Genomic DNA, 17,731 nt, shown 5'->3' with positions numbered 1-17,731 from the left:
GAATTCATGACCAATAAGTGGAAGACAATCGGGCTTGCCGCCATTCTCGCCGGGTTGACGCTGAGCGCAAGCTATGCCGAAGCCGCCGGCGTGCTGACCATCGGCCGCCGTGAGGATTCGACGACGTTCGATCCGATCAAAACAGCGCAGAATATCGACAACTGGGTGTTCTCCAACGTCTACGACGTGCTGGTGCGCGTCGACAAGACGGGCACGAAGCTGGAGCCGGGTCTCGCGGAAAGCTGGACGACCTCGGATGACGGTCTCACCTATGTCTTCAAGATTCGCGATGCGAAGTTTTCCGATGGCTCGCCGCTGACGGCTGACGATGCAGCCTTCAGCCTGCTGCGCATCCGCGACGACAAGGCATCGCTCTGGAGCGACTCATACAAGGTGATCGATACCGCCGTCGCGACTGATCCGCACACGCTGACGATCAAGCTCAAACATGCATCGGCGCCTTTCCTTTCAACGCTGGCGTTGCCGAACGCATCGGTCATCTCGAAGGCCGGGATGGAATCGATGGGGCCGGATGCCTATGCGGAAAAGCCAATCGCCTCCGGCGCCTTCTCCGTCGAGGAATGGCGCCGCGGCGATCGCATCATCCTGAAGAAGAACCCGAATTTCTGGCAAGCCGACCGCGTGAAACTCGACGGCGTCGAATGGATCTCCGTACCGGACGACAACACCCGCATGCTGAACGTCCAGGCCGGCCAGCTCGATACCGCCATTTTCGTTCCGTTCTCGCGTGTCGACGAGCTGAAAAAGGACCCAAACCTCAACGTGCTGATCGATCCTTCCACGCGTGAGGATCACCTGCTGATCAACCACGCCCATGGCGATCTCGGCAAGAAGGAAGTCCGCCAGGCTCTCGACATGGCGATCGACAAGAAGGCGATCGTCGACGCCGTTACCTTCCATCAGGGCACCGTCGCCAATTCCTACATTCCCAAGGGCGCCTTGTATTACTATGCGGATAATCCGCAACGCCCCTACGATCCGGAAAAGGCCAAGCAGATGCTTTTGGCGGCCGGCGTCTCCAATCTCACGTTAAAATACCTCATTCGCGCCGGCGATGAAGTGGATGAACAGACGGCCGTGCTGGTCCAGCAGCAACTCGCCAAGGCCGGCATTACTGCCGACCTGCAAAAGGTGGACCCCAGCCAGGAATGGGACATGACCATCGCTGGCGACTACGACATTTCCGTCAACTACTGGACCAACGATATTCTCGATCCGGACCAGAAGACGACCTTCGTTCTCGGCCACGATTCCAACAACAACTATATGACCAACTACAAGAATGATGCGGTAAAGGACCTCGTCGCCAAGGCGCGGCTGGAGCTGGATCCGAAGAAGCGCGAGCAGATGTATATTGATCTGCAGAAGATGGCGAAGGACGACGTCAACTGGATCGACCTATATTACAGCCCGTATATCAACGTCGCGCGCAAGAATATCGATAATTTCCATCAAAACCCGCTTGGCCGATTCTTCCTGGAAGACACCGTCAAGAATTGACACAGCCTCAAGCTCCGCTGCCCACAGGGACGGCGGAGCATTGTTTTGGGAGATGCCCCCTTTCGCAAACCCATGAAGCGGTTATTCTGTCATCTTGATGCAAGGCAGGGATCATTGGCGAATGCACGTGCCGCAAGGTGAATTTCGGGAGCGCATGACGATACTGGGCGACCTTAACGCAGCCTCATTCGTCCCGTGGATCCGGCGTCACGCCAACAAGCTCGGACTTGCGCAGACATTCTTCCATTCCGATGCGGCCCGGATCGAACTTGAGGTCACCGGACCTGTGGAACTGATCGACATGCTGGAAATGGGCTGCTCACTCGGTCCGATCGACGTCTGGGTTGAGGAGATTCAACGCAGGGTCATGAATGGGCCGGAAACATCGCATCTTAGGAATTTCTGATCTATTGCCTTTTATTTAATCATTGTTGCCAATGCGAATTATTTATGCAAAATCTTTGAACGCTAAGGGGATGCAGGCATCAGTGCCTGCCTATGACCAGCGGCGCTAAGCCATTGGTGAAATTAGAGAGTTGAGACCATGCCATTTGATGGGGCCGGATCCTGGGCGCCAGTCGCCCTTTCCTCCGATCTGCCACCAGGAACCGTCATGCCGGCCTGGACATCGGTTGGCCCGATTGCCCTTTGGCGCAGTCAGTCGGGTCGCGCAACCGCATCATCCGATCGCTGTCCACATCGCGGAATGAGCTTGTCACATGGCTTCGTCCGCGGCGAGGCACTCTCCTGCATCTATCACGGGTGGAGCTATTCGCCGTCAGGCGGATGCATTCGCATTCCGGCCCATCCCGATCTTGTTCCGCCGGAAACCATCCGTGTCGCCGTCCAGCAGGTGGAAGAAGCAGATGGTGTTCTATGGGTGGCAGCCGGACAACCGGCAACACCGCCTCCTCACCTCGACGAATTCATCCCGCTGCGCTCCCTGATCGTTGAAACGGGTGTCGCGGAGATCGAAGCTGCGGCAGGGGCAAAGAATGATACAAGGAGGCTGGTTCGCCTACCTCAATTTCCTTGGATCGGGCTGCTGCTGGCACCCCAGGGAAAACATACGCTCCTTCTTCTCTTGATCGATAGGGATCGGAGCCCGGCAGACCGCATTGCGGCGTCCCGCATTGTCGAATCCATCCGCCGTGCCGCGGAAGAGCGCCAAAGGGAGAACGCATGATGAATGGCGGCGCGATGATCGATGAATGGTATCCGGTCGGCCTTTTCAGCCAGCTCAGCGAGAAGGGAAGCAAGACCTGGCTGATGGGCGAGGCGATCGAGGTCGCGCGCGATCAGGATGGCAATGCGCGTGTGACGACCGCCGAGGGAAGAGCCCTCCCGATCCGTGTCCGGTATGGCCATGTCTGGTCCTCCCTCGGCAACCCGGAGAAAGAACTTTTTGCCATTCCTGAGGCCGATCAGCCGGGTCGGCGCTTCGTCGATGTCGGCGTGGTCCGCGTGCGCTGTTCGCCGCTTCGCGCCGTGGAGAACTTTCTCGACATCGCGCATTTTCCCTTCGTCCATACTGACATCCTCGGTGCGGAACCACATACGGAGGTCGAAAATTACAAGGTCGAGATCCGTGAGGGTGTGGATGAAGTCTGGGCAACGCAGGTGAAGTTCTACCAGCCGCAGGCTGCAAAATCTGCGACCGGCGGCATTACGACCGAATATATGTACCGCGTGCCGGCCCCGACCTGTTCGGTCCTCTACAAGACATGCCCTCCGCGCCCCAGCGAATGGGACGTCATCACCTTATTCGTCCAGCCTCTTGCCGAAGACCTTTGCGACGTATGGCCCTGGATGGCGCTCTTCGATGATGAAACGCCCATGACGGACCTCATCCACTTTCAACAGACGATCTTCCTGCAGGATCGTTCGATCCTCGAAAACCAGATACCCGCGCTTCTTCCGCTCGATCCCGGCATGGAAATTCCAACAAGGGCAGATCTCACCTCGGTCGCCTACCGGCGATGGCTCAAGCGCCACAACTATACCTACGGCGCACAGTTGGTCGCACAATGAAACTCTACGATTATGTTCTATCGCCGAGTTGCTACAAGATCCGGCTGATGGCCGCGATCCTCGGCATCAAGCTCGAAATCCGGCCGGTCGACTTCCATCCCGGCGCGGAGCATCGCGGGCCGGAGCTTCTGGCGCTCAATCCGGCGGGTTCCATCCCGATCCTCGAGGATGGCGATCTTGTGCTCACCGAATCCTCGGCAATGCTTGCCTATCTCGCTGCCAGCGGCGCACCGGAATGGCTGGGGCAGAGTTCGCCGCAGGAGGCGGCACGCGTGCAGCAATGGCTTTCCTTCTCGCATCGTCTGACCGCCAATCTTGGCGGCGCGCGGCTCCACGAAATGCTTCTGCGCCCGGGCAATATCAAACTTCTACAGGCTCAAGGGATTGCTGCCCTGCGCGAGCTCGAAGCGGGCCTCTTCGAACAACGCGAGCGCGGCATGCGGTTTCTTGCGGCAAGTGAGCCGACGATCGCCGATATCGCCTGCTTTCCCTATGTCGCGCTTGCGCCTGACGGCGGCATCCCGCTTGATCCCTATCCCTTGATCCGCCTCTGGATGCGCGCCATCCGCAGCCTACCCGGTTTCATCGAAATGCCCGGCATTCATCGCCTGCATGAGTTGAAACCCGATCCGCATCCGGCAGCAGAGGCATGATGGAATGACCGGTTATCTCCTGAAGAATTGCGCTGCAGTTATCGTCGATGAGGGCAATGGGCCGAGCGTGCGCCGGAACGTCGACCTGCTCACCAAGGGGCCGGCCATTCAGGCGATCAGGGAGAACCTGTCGCAGAACGCCTTGCCCGAAGGCACCATCGTCCAGGACGCATCCGGCTGGTTCGTCTATCCGGGGCTCGTCAACACCCATCACCACTTCTTTCAGTGCTTCGTGCGCAACCGGGCCGACCTCGACTGGACGAAGCTTTCGGTCATCGAATGGCTCGACCGGATCTATCCGATCTTCTCTCGGCTGACGGAAGACTGCTTCTATCATTCTTCGGTCACCGCCATGGCCGAGATGATCAAGCACGGATGCACGACCGCCTTCGACCATCAATATTGCTTTCCCCGCCATGCCGGAAAGCGCCTGATCGATCGCCAGTTCGAGGCGGCAGAATTGCTCGGTATGCGCTTTCACGCAGGCCGTGGCGGCAACACCCTGCCGAAGTCCGAGGGGTCGACGATCCCGGATGCCATGCTCGAAACCACCGACGAATTCATCGCCGACTGCGCGCGGCTGATCGATAGCTATCACGATGCCAGCCCCTTCAGCATGCGCCAGGTAGTGGTCGCACCCTGCCAGCCGGTCAATTGCTATCGCGAAACCTTCGTCGAGTCGGTCGCGCTGGCGCGTGATCGCCGCGTTCAGCTGCATACCCATGTCGGCGAAGGCGAAAGCCCTGTCATCGAGGCGCGGCATGGCATGCGCACGGTCGACTACTGCGCGGAATTGGGCTTTGCCGGTCCCGACACCTTCTATGCCCATTGCTGGGAACTGACGCATGACGAGTTGCGCAAGATGGCGGCAAGCGGCACCGGCGTTTCCCATTGCCCCGAGCCGGTTTACCTAGTCGGCGCCGAAGTGACCGATATTCCGGCGATGCAGGCTTTCGGCCTGCGCATCGGCCTCGGCTGCGATGGAGCGGCATCGAATGACAACTCCAACCTCATGCACTGCATCCATTCCGCCTACATGCTGCAATGCCTGACAGCCTCGACGCGCGCGCACGCCGTTCCTGCCCCGCTTGACTTCCTGCGATATGCGACAAGCGGAGGCGCAAGCCTGCTCGGACGCACAGATATCGGGCGACTTGCCCCGGGTATGGCCGCCGATCTCTTCGCCATCGATACGCGGCGAATGGACTATGTCGGCACACGACACGATCCGCTGAGCCTGATTGCCAAGGTCGGGATCGGCATGCCCACCGATCTGACCATGATCAACGGACGCATCGTCTGGCAAGGCGGTGAATTCACCGGACTGGATGAGGCCGCGCTGTTTGCGGCGGCCGAAGCTGCTCTTGCAACAGTAGAATTCTGAAAGCCAAAAAGGGGAACTGGGATGCAGAAGAATCTGACCCGCAGAACATTGATGAAGAGCGCGGCCGTCGCAGGCCTCGCAACGGCCTTTACCGGTCGCTCCGCCTTTGCCGCCGCCGAACCGCTCGGCATTACGCTCGTCGTGCCCTCGCCGATCGGCGATGTCGGCTGGGGTCATGCGCTGGCCGCAGGGCTTGATCCGATCAAGGCCGCCTATGGCGACAAGGTCAAGGTAACCGTGATCGAGAACATCGCCGAAGGCCCGGATGCCGACCGTATCATGAACAAGACGGTCGCCGACGGAAACCACTTCCTGATCGCCGGCTCCTTCGGCTATCAGAACGGCGCGCTTCAGATTGCCCGCCGCAACCCGAAGGTGACCGTCCTGCATGCCTCCGGCTTCCAGGTCGCGCCGAATTTCTCGCCCTTCGCCGCCAAGTATTTCCAAGGAACCTACCTGCTCGGCATGGCAGCGGCCGCCGTTTCCAAGACCGGCAAGCTCGGTTCGGTTTCCGCATTCGCCATTCCCGAACTGATCACATCCATCAACGCCTTCACGCTCGGCGCGCAGGCCGTGAAGCCTGACATCGAGGTATCGGTCGTCTGGGTCAATTCCTGGTTCGATCCGGCCAAGGAACAGGAGGCCGCCAAGGCCTTGATCTCGCAGGGCTGCGACGTGATCTTCTCGAACGCCCAGGATACGCCCTCGGTCATCTCAGCCTGCGAGGAAGCCGGCGTCTATGCCTTCAACCTGAACTCCTCGATGAAGAAATATGCGCCGAAAACCTATCTCGGCTGCGTGTCGACGGACTGGTCGCCCTTCTTCAAGGCATCGGTCGATGCCCATCTCGCCGGCACCTTCAAGGGTGCCAACGCTTTCCTCGGCGTCGCGGACAAGGTCGTCGAAGTCGTCGACTGGAGCCCGGCAATCCCGGCCGACACCATGGCCAAGATCAAGGAAATCGAAGGTAAGATCGCAAGCGGCGGCTTTTCGCCGTTCACCGGCCCGATCACCAAGGCCGATGGCAGCGAAGGAGCGGCTTCGGGCGCGACACTGACGGATGCCCAGATCGTCGCGATGGACTGGCATGTCAAAGGTGTGAAGACGCCTTTGCCGAAGTAAGTCGCTCATGACCATTCCGCTGCTGTCGCTGCGCGGCATCTCCAAAAGCTACGGCCAGGTCCATGCCAACAAGCATATCGATCTGGACGTAGCCCCGGGCTCGATCCATGCCATCCTCGGAGAAAACGGCGCCGGCAAATCGACGCTGATGAAGCTGATCTACGGCGTCGAACAACCGGACGAAGGCACCATTGCCTGGCATGGAAAGCCCTTGAGCCTTGCCTCCCCTGCGGAGGCGAGGCGTACCGGCATCGGGATGGTCTTTCAGCATTTCTCGCTGTTCGAGAGCCTGACGGTCGTCGAGAATATTCGCCTGATCGTCTCCGGCAGCAGGGCGGAACTTGCGCAACGCATCCGCACATTGGGCGACGAATTCGGTCTCGAAGTCGATCCGTTGGCGCATGTGCATGAACTGTCGGTCGGCGAGCGGCAGCGAGTGGAAATCATCCGGTGCCTGATGACCGATCCGAAGCTGCTGATCCTCGACGAGCCGACATCGGTCCTGCCGCCGCAAGCCGTCGAGAAGCTGTTCGACACGCTGCGCCGGCTGCGCGATCGCGGCGTGTCGATCCTCTTCATCTCGCATAAGCTGGAAGAAATCCAATCCCTGTGCGACCGGGCTACGATCCTGCGCGGCGGACACGTGACCGGGCATGTGGATCCGCGCGAACACGACGCCCATGATCTCGCCCGCATGATGATCGGCCGCGATATGCCGGAAGCGATACCGGCCTTGACTTTGGCCGAGGGTGAAAAGCGCCTGGAAATCATCGGCCTCGACTACCGGCCGGACGATCCCTTTGGCATGCCGCTCTCCATGATCAGCCTGACGGTGCGCAGCGGCGAGATTCTGGGCATCGCCGGCATTTCCGGGAATGGGCAAAAGGAGCTTGCCGCCCTGATTTCAGGGGAAATGCCCCTGCCCCGAGACAAACGCGATCAGATCTTCATGATGGGACAGGATGTCGGCAGCCTCGACGCCGCCAGCCGCCGGAAGCTTGGCTTTGCCTTTGTTCCGGAGGATCGGCTCGGGCATGGCGCCGTTCCCGAAATGTCCTTAACGCTCAACAGCTTACTGACGGCCCATCCCTTGAAGCTCGTCAAGCATGGTCTCATCGACAAAGCGAAGGCAACGGATTTCGCAAACGAGTGCATCCGGGATTATGACGTGCGCACGCGCGGTCCGGAGGCTGAAGCCGGGTCGCTTTCCGGGGGGAACCTGCAGAAGTTCATCGTCGGGCGCGAAATCATGCTCGCCCCGAAACTGCTGTTTCTTGCGCAACCAACCTGGGGCGTCGATGTCGGCGCGGCTTCCGCCATTCGCAAGCGACTGATCGAGCTGCGCAATCAAGGCATGGCAATTCTCGTCATATCGGAAGAGCTCGAGGAATTGTTCGAGCTTAGCGACGTCATTCAGGTCCTTTACCACGGCACGCTGAGCCTGCCACTCGTGACCCGCGATACAAAAGCTGAAGATATCGGTCGATACATGATCGGCGCACAGCCCCAAGGCGAAAAGGCATTCGCATGAGCCGTTCCTTTTCTGCAATCCTTCCCAGCTTTGTCCGCCGCGATCGAGCCTCGTTCGCCGCAAAGCTGCTCGCGCCGCCGATCGCCCTCATCGTCACCATCGCACTCAATCTCGGCCTCTATGTCGCGATGGGCCGTGATCCGATGGCGGTGATCTATGCCATGCTGATCGAACCATTCGTCTCCTGGGCCTCATTCTCGGAAGTATTGCTCAAGACTGGCCCCCTGCTTCTGATTGCACAGGGTCTCGCAATCGGCTTTCGCGCGAAGGTCTTCAATATCGGCGCTGAGGGCCAATTCATTCTTGGCGCAATCTTCGCCTCCGCCATACCCATCTGGATGCCGCAGGCAACGGGCCAATGGATATGGCCGGCAATGCTGCTGCTCGGCACTCTCGGCGGTGCTCTATGGGCGTCTCTCACCGCCTTCTGGCGCGTCAGGCTCAATGCCAATGAAATCCTCGTCTCATTGATGCTGAGCTTCGTTGCCGCGCAATTGCTCAACTATCTTCTTCTCGGCCCATGGAAAGATCCCGGCGGCTTCAATTTCCCGCAATCGGTCATGTTCCAGTACGACGCAATGGTGCCGATCCTGTTCGAGGGAACCCGCGTCAATGTCTCGCTTATCCTTGCCGTCGGCCTGTCGATCGCGGCGTGGATCTTCATGCAGAAGAGCTTCGCCGGGTATAAATTGCAGGTCGGCGGACTGGCTCCCCGGGCGGCGAGCTATGCCGGTTTCAAGGAGAGCTGGGCAATCTGGCTTTCGCTGATCATTGGCGGAGCGGCCGCCGGACTTGCGGGCGCCGCTGAAGTTGCCGGACCGCTTGGCCAGCTGCAGCGTTCGATCTCGACCGGATATGGATACGCGGCAATCATCGTTGCCTATCTTGGCGGCCTCAATCCAATCGGCATCGTCATCTCCGCGATCATCATGGCAGCGCTCTATATCGGTGGCGATAACGCCATGGTCTCCGCCAATCTGCCCATTGCAGCCGTCCGCGTGTTCCAGGGCAGTCTGCTCCTCATCTATCTCATCGCGGTGGCTTTCGTGCGCTATCGCATCGTCTGGCGCCCCGTGCCCATCCGGAGCGCATCATGAGCGCCGTCGAGTTCATTCTAGCCGGCATGCTGGCAGCCGCAACTCCGTTTCTGCTGGCAGCCCTGGGCGAGCTTGTTGCTGAGCGCGCGGGCGTATTGAACCTCGGCGTAGAGGGCTTGATGGCCGTTGGCGCCGTCATCGCGTTCATTGTCGTTTATCATGGCGGCGGTCATCTTCTTGCCTTCCTTGCGGCCGGTCTCGGAAGTGCACTCCTCTCCATGATTTTTGCCGCTATCACACTGGGCTTCAACGCAAACCAGGTTGCTGCCGGTCTTGCCCTCGGCATTCTCGGCCAGGGCCTCTCGGCACTATTCGGCAAGAGTTATGAGAGCCTGACCGTCACCACCTTGCCAAAGATCGCAATTCCCGGGCTTTCACAAATTCCAGTCGTCGGGGGCCTCTTCAGCCAGGATATCGTCGTCTGGATCTCGCTTGTCGTGACGGTCGGCATATGGGCGATGTTTGCCTATAGCAAGGTCGGTCTTATCCTTCGCGCCGTCGGTGAAAATCCGAAAGCTGCGCATGCTATCGGCTATCCCATTGTCTCGATCCGCTTCGCGGCAGTTACGTTTGGCGGCATGATGGCAGGCTTTGCCGGCGCTTACGCCTCAACGATCTATACGCCGCTCTGGGCGGACGGCATGATCGCCGGGCGGGGCTGGATTGCCATTGCCCTCGTTGTCTTTGGAACCTGGCTGACATCCAGGATTTTCCTGGGCGCCTGCCTGTTCGGTGCGGTGTCGCTGATGGGTCTTGCGGCGCAGGCGAGCGGGCTCGCAATTTCCTCGCAATTGCTCGCATGCCTGCCCTATCTCGTGACGATCATCGTCCTTGGCATCATCTCCGTCGATCGCCGGCTCCTGAAGCTGAATGGTGTCGCCTCACTCGGCGAACCGTTTGAACGATAGCAGTTTGAACGATAGCAAATGTGCATAGGCGGAGATTTCCATATCCACAGGTTGCTGCGACTGATCGCCTGAAGCGCGGGTGGACGGCAAAAATCTGCCGATTAATTTCCTTCGCTTGCCTTGAGGGCAGCAATACCGGCATTCTTCTTGCTTCTGGCATTTCGTCAGCACTCCCTGAGAGGGCGTGTTCGCTGGTTCAGAGCAAGGAGGCCTTCCATGATCCCATCCGATACTCAAGATAGAGTCCTGCCGAACGAGCCGGTACTTTCCGTGCGCGGTCTGACGGTCAGCCTCCCGAAGAACATGGAACGCGTGCATGCCGTGCAGGATATCACCTTCGACCTGATGCAAGGCGAGATCCTTTGCATCATCGGTGAATCCGGTTCGGGGAAATCGGTGACCGCGAATGCGATCATGGGCCTGTTGCCATCCATCATAAGAGTAACGGCGGGTACGATCCGCTTCAAGGGCGTGGACCTCGTAAGCGCCGACGCTGCCACCCTTCAAAGCCTGAGGGGACGAGCCGTTTCGATCATTTTCCAGGACCCGCTCTCGGCACTCAATCCACTGATGACGATCGGCGACCAGATCATCGAGGTTCTCGATGCTCATAAGATCGGCACGCCGGAAAGCCGGCGACAGAAGGTGAAGGAACTCCTCGGCGAAGTCGGCCTGCCAGATCCGGATCTTCTCCAGCATCAATATCCCTTCCGGCTGTCCGGCGGGCAGCGTCAGCGCGTGATGATCGCCATGGCGCTGGCGCTCGATCCGGATGTGCTGATCGCCGACGAACCGACCACTGCATTGGACGTGACGACGCAGGCCCAAATCCTCGAATTGATCCGCAAGATACAGGCGCGCAAGAAGATGAGCGTCATGTTCATCACCCATGATTTCGGGGTGGTCGCCGAGATTGCCGACAGGGTGATCGTCATGGAGAAGGGGCATCTTGTCGAACAGGGACCGGCGGCGCAGGTGCTGAATGCGCCTGTTCATCCCTATACGCAGCGTCTTATCGCGGCCGTTCCCCGCATGACGACCGCCGGTCGCGAAACCATTGCCGAAGCGCCCGTGGTGCTGGAAGTCGATAAGCTCAACAAGACCTATCGAGCGGGAAGCGGCTTCCTGTCAAAATCGCGGACGGTGCAGGCGGTCAACGACGTCAGCTTCTCGATCCGCAAGGGATGCACATTGGGAGTGGTCGGTGAATCCGGCTCCGGAAAATCCTCGCTAGGCCGCGTCCTGTTGAAGCTTTTGAGCTCGGACAGTGGTCGGATTCTCTTCGATGGCCGCGATATCGCTCCGTTGTCAGACGACGAGTTCCGGCCATTGCGTCTTTATATACAGATGATCTTTCAAGACCCATTCGCCTCGCTAAACCCGCGCCATACGATCGGCCGCATTCTCACCGTTGGACCGATGGCGCACGGCCTGTCGATGCATGAGGCCAAGGCGAAGGCGCTGCGTCTTCTCAAGCGCGTCGGCCTCGACGAAGGTGCCTTTGACCGCTTTCCCCATGAGTTCTCCGGTGGCCAGCGCCAGCGCATCGGCATCGCCCGCGCCTTGATGTTCGACCCCGTGCTGCTGGTGGCTGACGAGGCAGTCTCCGCTCTCGACGTCTCGATCCAGGCGCAAATCCTCAAGCTTCTTGCCGAAATCCAGCAGGATACCAAGGTCGCGATGATCTTCATTACCCACGATCTGCGCGTCGCCAGCCAGATCTGTGACGAAGTCGCCGTCATGTACAAGGGCGAGATCGTCGAATGTGGCCCGCCTTCGCAGATCTTCCGTGCGCCGGCTCATGCCTATACCCAAAACCTGTTGGCTGCCATCCCCGGCGGCGACTGGGAAGCGGTCGGCTAAACGTCCACCAACGAGGCATAGCGGCGCCGAATGCGGCCCGCTTCTGCTTAATTACCACCATTCGTGCACGCGCCAGCAGCGATTGATGCCTGAGAAACGGGCAGTCTTCCGCACTGATTATTTTTTATCTGATTGGGCGAAAAAATAGTTGCATTTATCCACTATCCGTCCTTTCATGAGCATGAAATTTCCAGCGACGATCCGCCGCAGACGATCATGGACCTGCCACGCATGCCACGCATTAGGGGTGGCGGGAACGGCGTTTCGTTGCCTTTCAAAGGTTCCGAGCCATGCCGCCGACCAAGGCCCTGCCAATTTCCGTCAAGGACATCGATATCGACGTCCTGGAGGATACGCTGAGCTTTTACATCCGCAGCATCAATCTCGCCGTCTCGCGCGATCTGGACGAGAAGCTGGAAGGTTTGGACGTCGCCCGCGGAACGGGAAAGATCACTACCCTGTTCCTGGTCGACGACAATCCGGGAATCCGGCCTTCCACCATCGCGCAAATCATCCTGAAAGACCGCTCGGCGACCGGCAGGCTGATCGAACAGATGGAAGCACATGATCTCCTTACGCGCGAGACGTCGGCGGACGACAGCCGCGCCCAGGAACTCTACATCACGGAAAAAGGTCACGAACTGGCAAAACGTGTGCGTGCCATCGTCACCAAGCAATCACGCGAATTCTTTTCCGACATCACCGACGAAGAACACAGGCTCTTGATCGACATACTGCGCCGGACTTACCGGCGCATCGTGGCGCAATCGTGAGCCGGCAAACCGTGGGAGAGCAAACATGGGCATGAGTGACGAGCGGGTCGCAATGATATCCGGTGCCAGCCGGGGGATCGGCGCCGCACTCGCCGAGGAACTTGCCGCCAAGGGATGGCGGCTCTCGCTCGGCATGCGCCGTCCTGAAATGCCCACTTGGGCAGACCCTGCGCACGTTAGCGCCTTTGCCTATGATGCCATCGATACGGACGCATCCGATCGCTGGGTGGAAGGGACGCTTCGCACCTTCGGGCGCATCGACGCGATCGTCGCCAATGCCGGCATTGGCATCGCGAAGACGGTGATCGAAGCCGATGATGCCGACCTCGACGATCTGCTCGAGGTGAACGTCAAGGCACCGCGAAGACTTGCAAAATCCGCATGGAGCGCCCTTGCTTCAAGCGGTCGCGGCCGCGTCATCATCGTCGCTTCGCTCTCGGGAAAGCGGGTGAAGTCCGCGAATTCCGGTCTTTATGCCGTCTCGAAATTCGCGGCGGTCGCGCTGGCCCACGCCATACGCCACACCGGCTTTGACCTTGGCATCCGCGCCACCGCCATCTGCCCCGGCTTCGTCGCGACCGACATGGCGCGCGGACTTACGAGCAAGCCCGATAGCGAGATGACCGATCCGCGCGACCTCGCCCGCATCATCTCCATGCTGATGGAGCTGCCGAACGAGGCAAGCGTTGCCGAATTTACCATCAATTGCCAGTTAGAGGAGTCCTTCTGACCATGCCCGGCCCCTATGTTGTGCCCGTTCACGGGGATGCGGAACTGCCCAAGGAAGTCGACGTCGTCGTCATCGGCGGTGGCATCATCGGCACCTCGACGACGCTGGAACTTGCCGAACGGGGTCTGCGGGTCGCGCTTTGCGAGAAGGGCGGCATCGGCCAGGAGCAATCGAGCCGCAACTGGGGTTGGGTGCGCATTTCCAGGCGTGATCCGCGCGAAGTGCCCCTCATGGCGGAGGCCCTGCGCATCTGGAGCACGCTCGACAGACGTACCGGCCGCGACACCGGCTACAAGCGCGCCGGCATCATCTTCACCTGCGCGGATGACAAGCAATATGCCGATCATGAGCGCTGGAACAGCAATCTGGAAGGCTACCAGCTGGAAAGCCGCATGATCAGCGGCGCCGAATTCAAGAACCTCTTTCCCGGCACGCAGATGGAGCTCAAGGGTGCGCTCTTTACCGCCGCCGACGGCCGTGCCGAGCCGCAGCGTGCCGCCCCCGCCATTGCCGAGGCCGCCCGCGACAAGGGAGCTTCCATTCTGACCGAATGCGCCGTGCGTGGCATCGAGACCGCCGGCGGCCGCATCTCCGGCGTCATCACCGAACGTGGCCCCATCGCCTGCAAGGCCGTCGTGCTTGCCGGCGGCGCCTGGTCAAGCCTGTTTGCCGGCATGTTCGGGCTCGATCTGCCGCAGTTGAAGGTGATGAATTCCGTCTTGCGCACCAAGCCGCTGGATGGCGGCCCCGAGCAAGCCATCTGGGCGAGCGGCTTTGCCCTGCGCAAGCGTCAGGATGGCGGCTACACCATCGCTTCGGGCCATGAGAACATCGTGGACATCGTACCGAGCTCCTTCCGCTACGCCGGCAAGTTCCTGCCGGCGCTGAAAAAGGAGTGGCGCTCGCTGAACTTCCGCGTTTCCGGCCGGTTCTTCGACGAAGCGCGCATTCCCAATCGGTGGGCGATGGAGGAGGCAAGCCCCTTCGAATATTGCCGCGTTCTCGACCCCAAACCCTCCACCAAGCTTTCGAATGCGGCGCTCACCAACCTCAAGAAAGCCTTTCCGGTTTTCGAGAAGGCCGAGATCGCTCAGCGCTGGGCAGGTTATATCGACGTGACACCGGATGCCGTGCCGGTGATCGATGCGATCGACAGCATTCCGGGCTTTCATATCGCCACCGGCTTTTCCGGCCACGGCTTCGGCATCGGGCCTGCGGCCGGACGATTGATGGCCGACATCGTCACCGGCAAGCCGCCAGTGGTGGATCGCAAGAACTTCCGCTTTTCCCGCTTCCATGACGGTTCGAAGATCGAACTGATCAGTGGTTTCTGACCTCTCCGAACCAAGCAGACAATACAAAGACGAAAGAGAAAAACAGCCGAATCCTACCAACAAAAAGGGGAACGATCATGACCGATGCAAATGACACCATCCTCCTGAAACCAACCCGCCGCCAGGCATTGACTATGATGGCACTCGGTGCCTCCGGGTTGATCATGCCCAATATCCTCGGTCGCGGCGAGGCTTTCGCGGCACCTCCCGCCAAGCCGACCGGCCAGCTAGTTATCGGCTTCTCGCAGGAGCCGACCGTCTTCAATCCGCATCTGATCCACATCGAAGTCGATGAGGGCATCCATTTCAGTGTCTTCGATCCGCTCTTTACCGTCACCCCGGAGGGCAAGTTTTCCCCTTCGCTTGCAACCGAAGTTCCGACGGTCGAAAACGGCGGCATCTCGGCCGACGGTCTTCATTGGAAGATCAAGCTGCGCGATGGCGTGAAGTGGCATGACGGCACACCGTTCACCGCAGAAGACGTCAAGTTCACCCTCGAACTTATGGTCGATCCGAACTTCCGCAGCTGGCGCAAGACTGGCCATGAGCTGGTACGCGACCTGACTGTCGTCTCGCCGACGGAAATCACCTGGCGGATGGAAAAGCCGTTTGCGCCCTACCCCTCGATCCTCGCCATGACCTTCATCGTGCCAAAGCATATCCTTGGTGCGGAGAAGGACAAGAACACCGCCCCCTTCAACAATGCACCCATCGGCACCGGCCCGTTCAAATGGGTCGAGCGCGTCCCCGGCGATCACATTACGCTCGCTGCCAATACCGACTATTTCGGCACCGGCCCTTATCTCGAAACCCTGGTCTACAAGTATGTTCCCGACCTGACGGTTCTGTATACGCAGTTCAAGACCGGCGATATCGACGTCGTCGGCCTGCAATGGATCACCCCGGATCACTATGACGAGGCCAAGGGGCTGGATGGGAAGGCCGTTGCCGTCGTTCCGGCCGCAACCGTCGAATCCGTCGGCTTCAACATGGAGAAGCCGCAATTCAAGGACCCGGCGGTGCGCGAGGCGCTCTACTACGCGATCGACAAGCAGACGATCATCGATGCGCTCTACTACGGCCTGCCGACACCGACCGAGAGCTACATCCCGCAGCAGTCCTTCTATTATAATCCGGACCTGCCGAAGCAGGAATTCAGTACCGACAAGGCCAAGAAGATCCTTGACGACGCCGGCTGGAAGCCCGGTCCCGACGGCATTCGCGTGAAGGACGGCGTCAAGCTTTCCTTCACCAACTCCACCACCGCCGGCAATCATATCCGCGAACAGGTGCAGCAGTTCATGCAGCAGACCTTCAAGGACATCGGCGTGGAGCTTACCATCTCCAACCTGCCGCCGGCGGTCATGTGGGGCGATTATTGGACAATGTCGAAGTTCGATTCCGTCATCGTCGGCATCAACTTCCAGACCGGCTCCGATCCCGACACCTCCGATTATTTCCGTTCCTCGGCGATCACCGCCAAGGGCGGAGCCGGCCAGAACTCCTGGCAATATGCCAATCCGGAGGTCGACAAGCTCCTTGCGGAAGGCGGCCAGATCTTCGTGCCGGAGGAACGCAAGAAGGTCTACCAGAAGATCCAGGAGATCATGCGCCACGACCTGCCTTTCCTGCCGCTATTCCAGTATGCGACCGTACGCGGCCATAAGGTGGGGGTCGAAAACGTCACTCCCAACATCAATGTGCGCATCGACAGCTGGAATGTGGGCACCTGGTATTGGGCCAAGGCATAGGCTGCTCGTTCCAGCCCTTCGGCCGAAGCATCGAAGGGCTGATCGCTTCACATTCCGCAACCATCGGAGACGAATGCCATGTTGCGCTATCTCCTGAGCCGCCTGTGGCAGAGCCTGGTGCTGCTGCTCCTCGTATCGATGATCGGCTTTGCCGTACTTACCCTCGCTCCCGGCGGTCCGCTGTCGCAATATACTCTGACGCCAGGCATGACCAAGGAAGCGCTCGACAGGATCGCCGCACAGATGGGCCTCGACCGGCCGCTGCCGATCCAATATCTCGACTGGTTGAGACATCTGCTGATGGGCGACTGGGGCCGCTCTTACCGCGACAACCAGCCGGTACTGTCGATCATTTTCGGCCATCTCTTCGCCACGCTGCTACTGATGGGCACATCGATGGTGATCTCGATCGCGATCGGCACCTGGATCGGCATCAAGGGGGCAACCCGCCGCTATTCGATCTTCGATTACAGCGCCACCGTCGGCGCCATGGTGGCGCTGTCGATACCGACCTTCTGGTTCGGTCTCGTCGCCATCTATATCTTCTCGCTGAAGCTGAAATGGCTGCCGGCGGGCAACATGTACACGGTCGGCAACGGCTCGCTCGGTGATTATGCGATCCATCTGATCATGCCGAGCCTCGTGCTTGCGCTTGTCAACATCGCGGTCTGGAGCCGCTACATGCGCACAGCCACGCTCGAGGTCATCAACCAGGACTTCGTACGCACCGCCAGGGCCAAGGGCCTCTCGCCCCGGCGCGTCCTGATGCGCCATGTCGTCGGCAACGCGCTATTGCCGATGATCACGCTTGCCGGCCTGCAATTGCCGACCATTCTCGGTGGTGCTCTGGTGGCGGAGACCGTCTTCACCTGGCCGGGAATGGGCCGGCTTTTCCTTGATAGCCTTGGCTACAGCGACTATCCGGTCGTCATGGGCCTCCTGATGTTCTCGGCAATCTTCGTGCTGATCGGCAATCTGCTTGCGGATCTGCTCGTCGCCTTCGTCGATCCGCGCGTCCGGCTTGGTTAGGAGA

At 59.7% G+C, this 17,731-nt stretch carries 16 protein-coding genes; all 16 read left to right on the top strand.

The window, feature by feature from the left end; genetic code table 11:
- The first annotated feature begins 6 nt into the window (after window positions 1-6).
- The 16 genes from GDN47_RS10510 (at window position 7) to GDN47_RS10435 (ending at window position 17,727) form a co-directional block, all read left to right on the top strand.
- Window positions 7-1,521 (top strand): ABC transporter substrate-binding protein, encoded by a 1,515-nt coding sequence (locus GDN47_RS10510; protein WP_152093259.1) that lies wholly within the window; start codon window positions 7-9, stop codon window positions 1,519-1,521.
- Between the two features lie 121 nt (window positions 1,522-1,642).
- Window positions 1,643-1,927: an acylphosphatase gene (locus tag GDN47_RS10505; RefSeq protein WP_113389384.1), complete on the top strand. Its 285-nt coding sequence runs from the start codon at window positions 1,643-1,645 to the stop codon at window positions 1,925-1,927.
- Window positions 1,928-2,065: 138 nt separating this feature from the next.
- Window positions 2,066-2,707: a Rieske 2Fe-2S domain-containing protein gene (locus GDN47_RS10500; protein WP_113389383.1), complete on the top strand. Its 642-nt coding sequence runs from the start codon at window positions 2,066-2,068 to the stop codon at window positions 2,705-2,707.
- Window positions 2,707-3,552, top strand: coding sequence for an aromatic ring-hydroxylating oxygenase subunit alpha (locus GDN47_RS10495; RefSeq protein WP_145319998.1), 846 nt, complete (start codon window positions 2,707-2,709; stop codon window positions 3,550-3,552). Before GDN47_RS10500 ends, GDN47_RS10495 begins: the two co-directional genes overlap by 1 nt.
- On the top strand, window positions 3,549-4,205 hold the full coding sequence (locus tag GDN47_RS10490; protein ID WP_152093258.1) for a glutathione S-transferase family protein: 657 nt from the start codon (window positions 3,549-3,551) through the stop codon (window positions 4,203-4,205). Before GDN47_RS10495 ends, GDN47_RS10490 begins: the two co-directional genes overlap by 4 nt.
- A 4-nt stretch (window positions 4,206-4,209) precedes the next feature.
- Window positions 4,210-5,589: an amidohydrolase gene (locus tag GDN47_RS10485; protein ID WP_152093257.1), complete on the top strand. Its 1,380-nt coding sequence runs from the start codon at window positions 4,210-4,212 to the stop codon at window positions 5,587-5,589.
- A 21-nt stretch (window positions 5,590-5,610) separates the two neighbouring features.
- Window positions 5,611-6,711: a BMP family ABC transporter substrate-binding protein gene (locus GDN47_RS10480; protein ID WP_152093256.1), complete on the top strand. Its 1,101-nt coding sequence runs from the start codon at window positions 5,611-5,613 to the stop codon at window positions 6,709-6,711.
- Between the two features lie 7 nt (window positions 6,712-6,718).
- Entirely contained in the window at window positions 6,719-8,242 is a 1,524-nt protein-coding gene (locus GDN47_RS10475; protein ID WP_152093255.1) for an ABC transporter ATP-binding protein, read from the top strand.
- Window positions 8,239-9,339 (top strand): ABC transporter permease, encoded by a 1,101-nt coding sequence (locus GDN47_RS10470; RefSeq protein WP_152093254.1) that lies wholly within the window; start codon window positions 8,239-8,241, stop codon window positions 9,337-9,339. Before GDN47_RS10475 ends, GDN47_RS10470 begins: the two co-directional genes overlap by 4 nt.
- Complete coding sequence (locus tag GDN47_RS10465) at window positions 9,336-10,247, top strand: ABC transporter permease (protein WP_152093253.1); 912 nt, start codon at window positions 9,336-9,338, stop codon at window positions 10,245-10,247. Before GDN47_RS10470 ends, GDN47_RS10465 begins: the two co-directional genes overlap by 4 nt.
- A gap of 216 nt (window positions 10,248-10,463) precedes the next feature.
- Complete coding sequence (locus GDN47_RS10460; protein WP_152093252.1) at window positions 10,464-12,110, top strand: ABC transporter ATP-binding protein; 1,647 nt, start codon at window positions 10,464-10,466, stop codon at window positions 12,108-12,110.
- A gap of 290 nt (window positions 12,111-12,400) precedes the next feature.
- Entirely contained in the window at window positions 12,401-12,883 is a 483-nt protein-coding gene (locus GDN47_RS10455; protein ID WP_113350529.1) for a MarR family winged helix-turn-helix transcriptional regulator, read from the top strand.
- A gap of 31 nt (window positions 12,884-12,914) precedes the next feature.
- A complete protein-coding gene (locus GDN47_RS10450) occupies window positions 12,915-13,613 on the top strand; it encodes an SDR family NAD(P)-dependent oxidoreductase (RefSeq protein ID WP_152093440.1) in 699 nt (232 codons plus the stop codon).
- A gap of 2 nt (window positions 13,614-13,615) precedes the next feature.
- Complete coding sequence (locus GDN47_RS10445) at window positions 13,616-14,947, top strand: NAD(P)/FAD-dependent oxidoreductase (protein ID WP_152093251.1); 1,332 nt, start codon at window positions 13,616-13,618, stop codon at window positions 14,945-14,947.
- Between the two features lie 77 nt (window positions 14,948-15,024).
- Window positions 15,025-16,698, top strand: a complete 1,674-nt coding sequence (locus GDN47_RS10440) for a peptide ABC transporter substrate-binding protein (RefSeq protein ID WP_152093250.1) — start codon at window positions 15,025-15,027, stop codon at window positions 16,696-16,698.
- A 78-nt stretch (window positions 16,699-16,776) separates the two neighbouring features.
- Complete coding sequence (locus GDN47_RS10435) at window positions 16,777-17,727, top strand: ABC transporter permease (RefSeq protein WP_069614686.1); 951 nt, start codon at window positions 16,777-16,779, stop codon at window positions 17,725-17,727.
- Window positions 17,728-17,731 lie beyond the last annotated feature (4 nt).

It is taken from the genome of Martinezella dioscoreae (genome assembly GCF_009176305.1).
Lineage (GTDB): Bacteria > Pseudomonadota > Alphaproteobacteria > Rhizobiales > Rhizobiaceae > Rhizobium > Rhizobium dioscoreae.
This window is presented reverse-complemented; position numbering and strand designations above follow the sequence as displayed.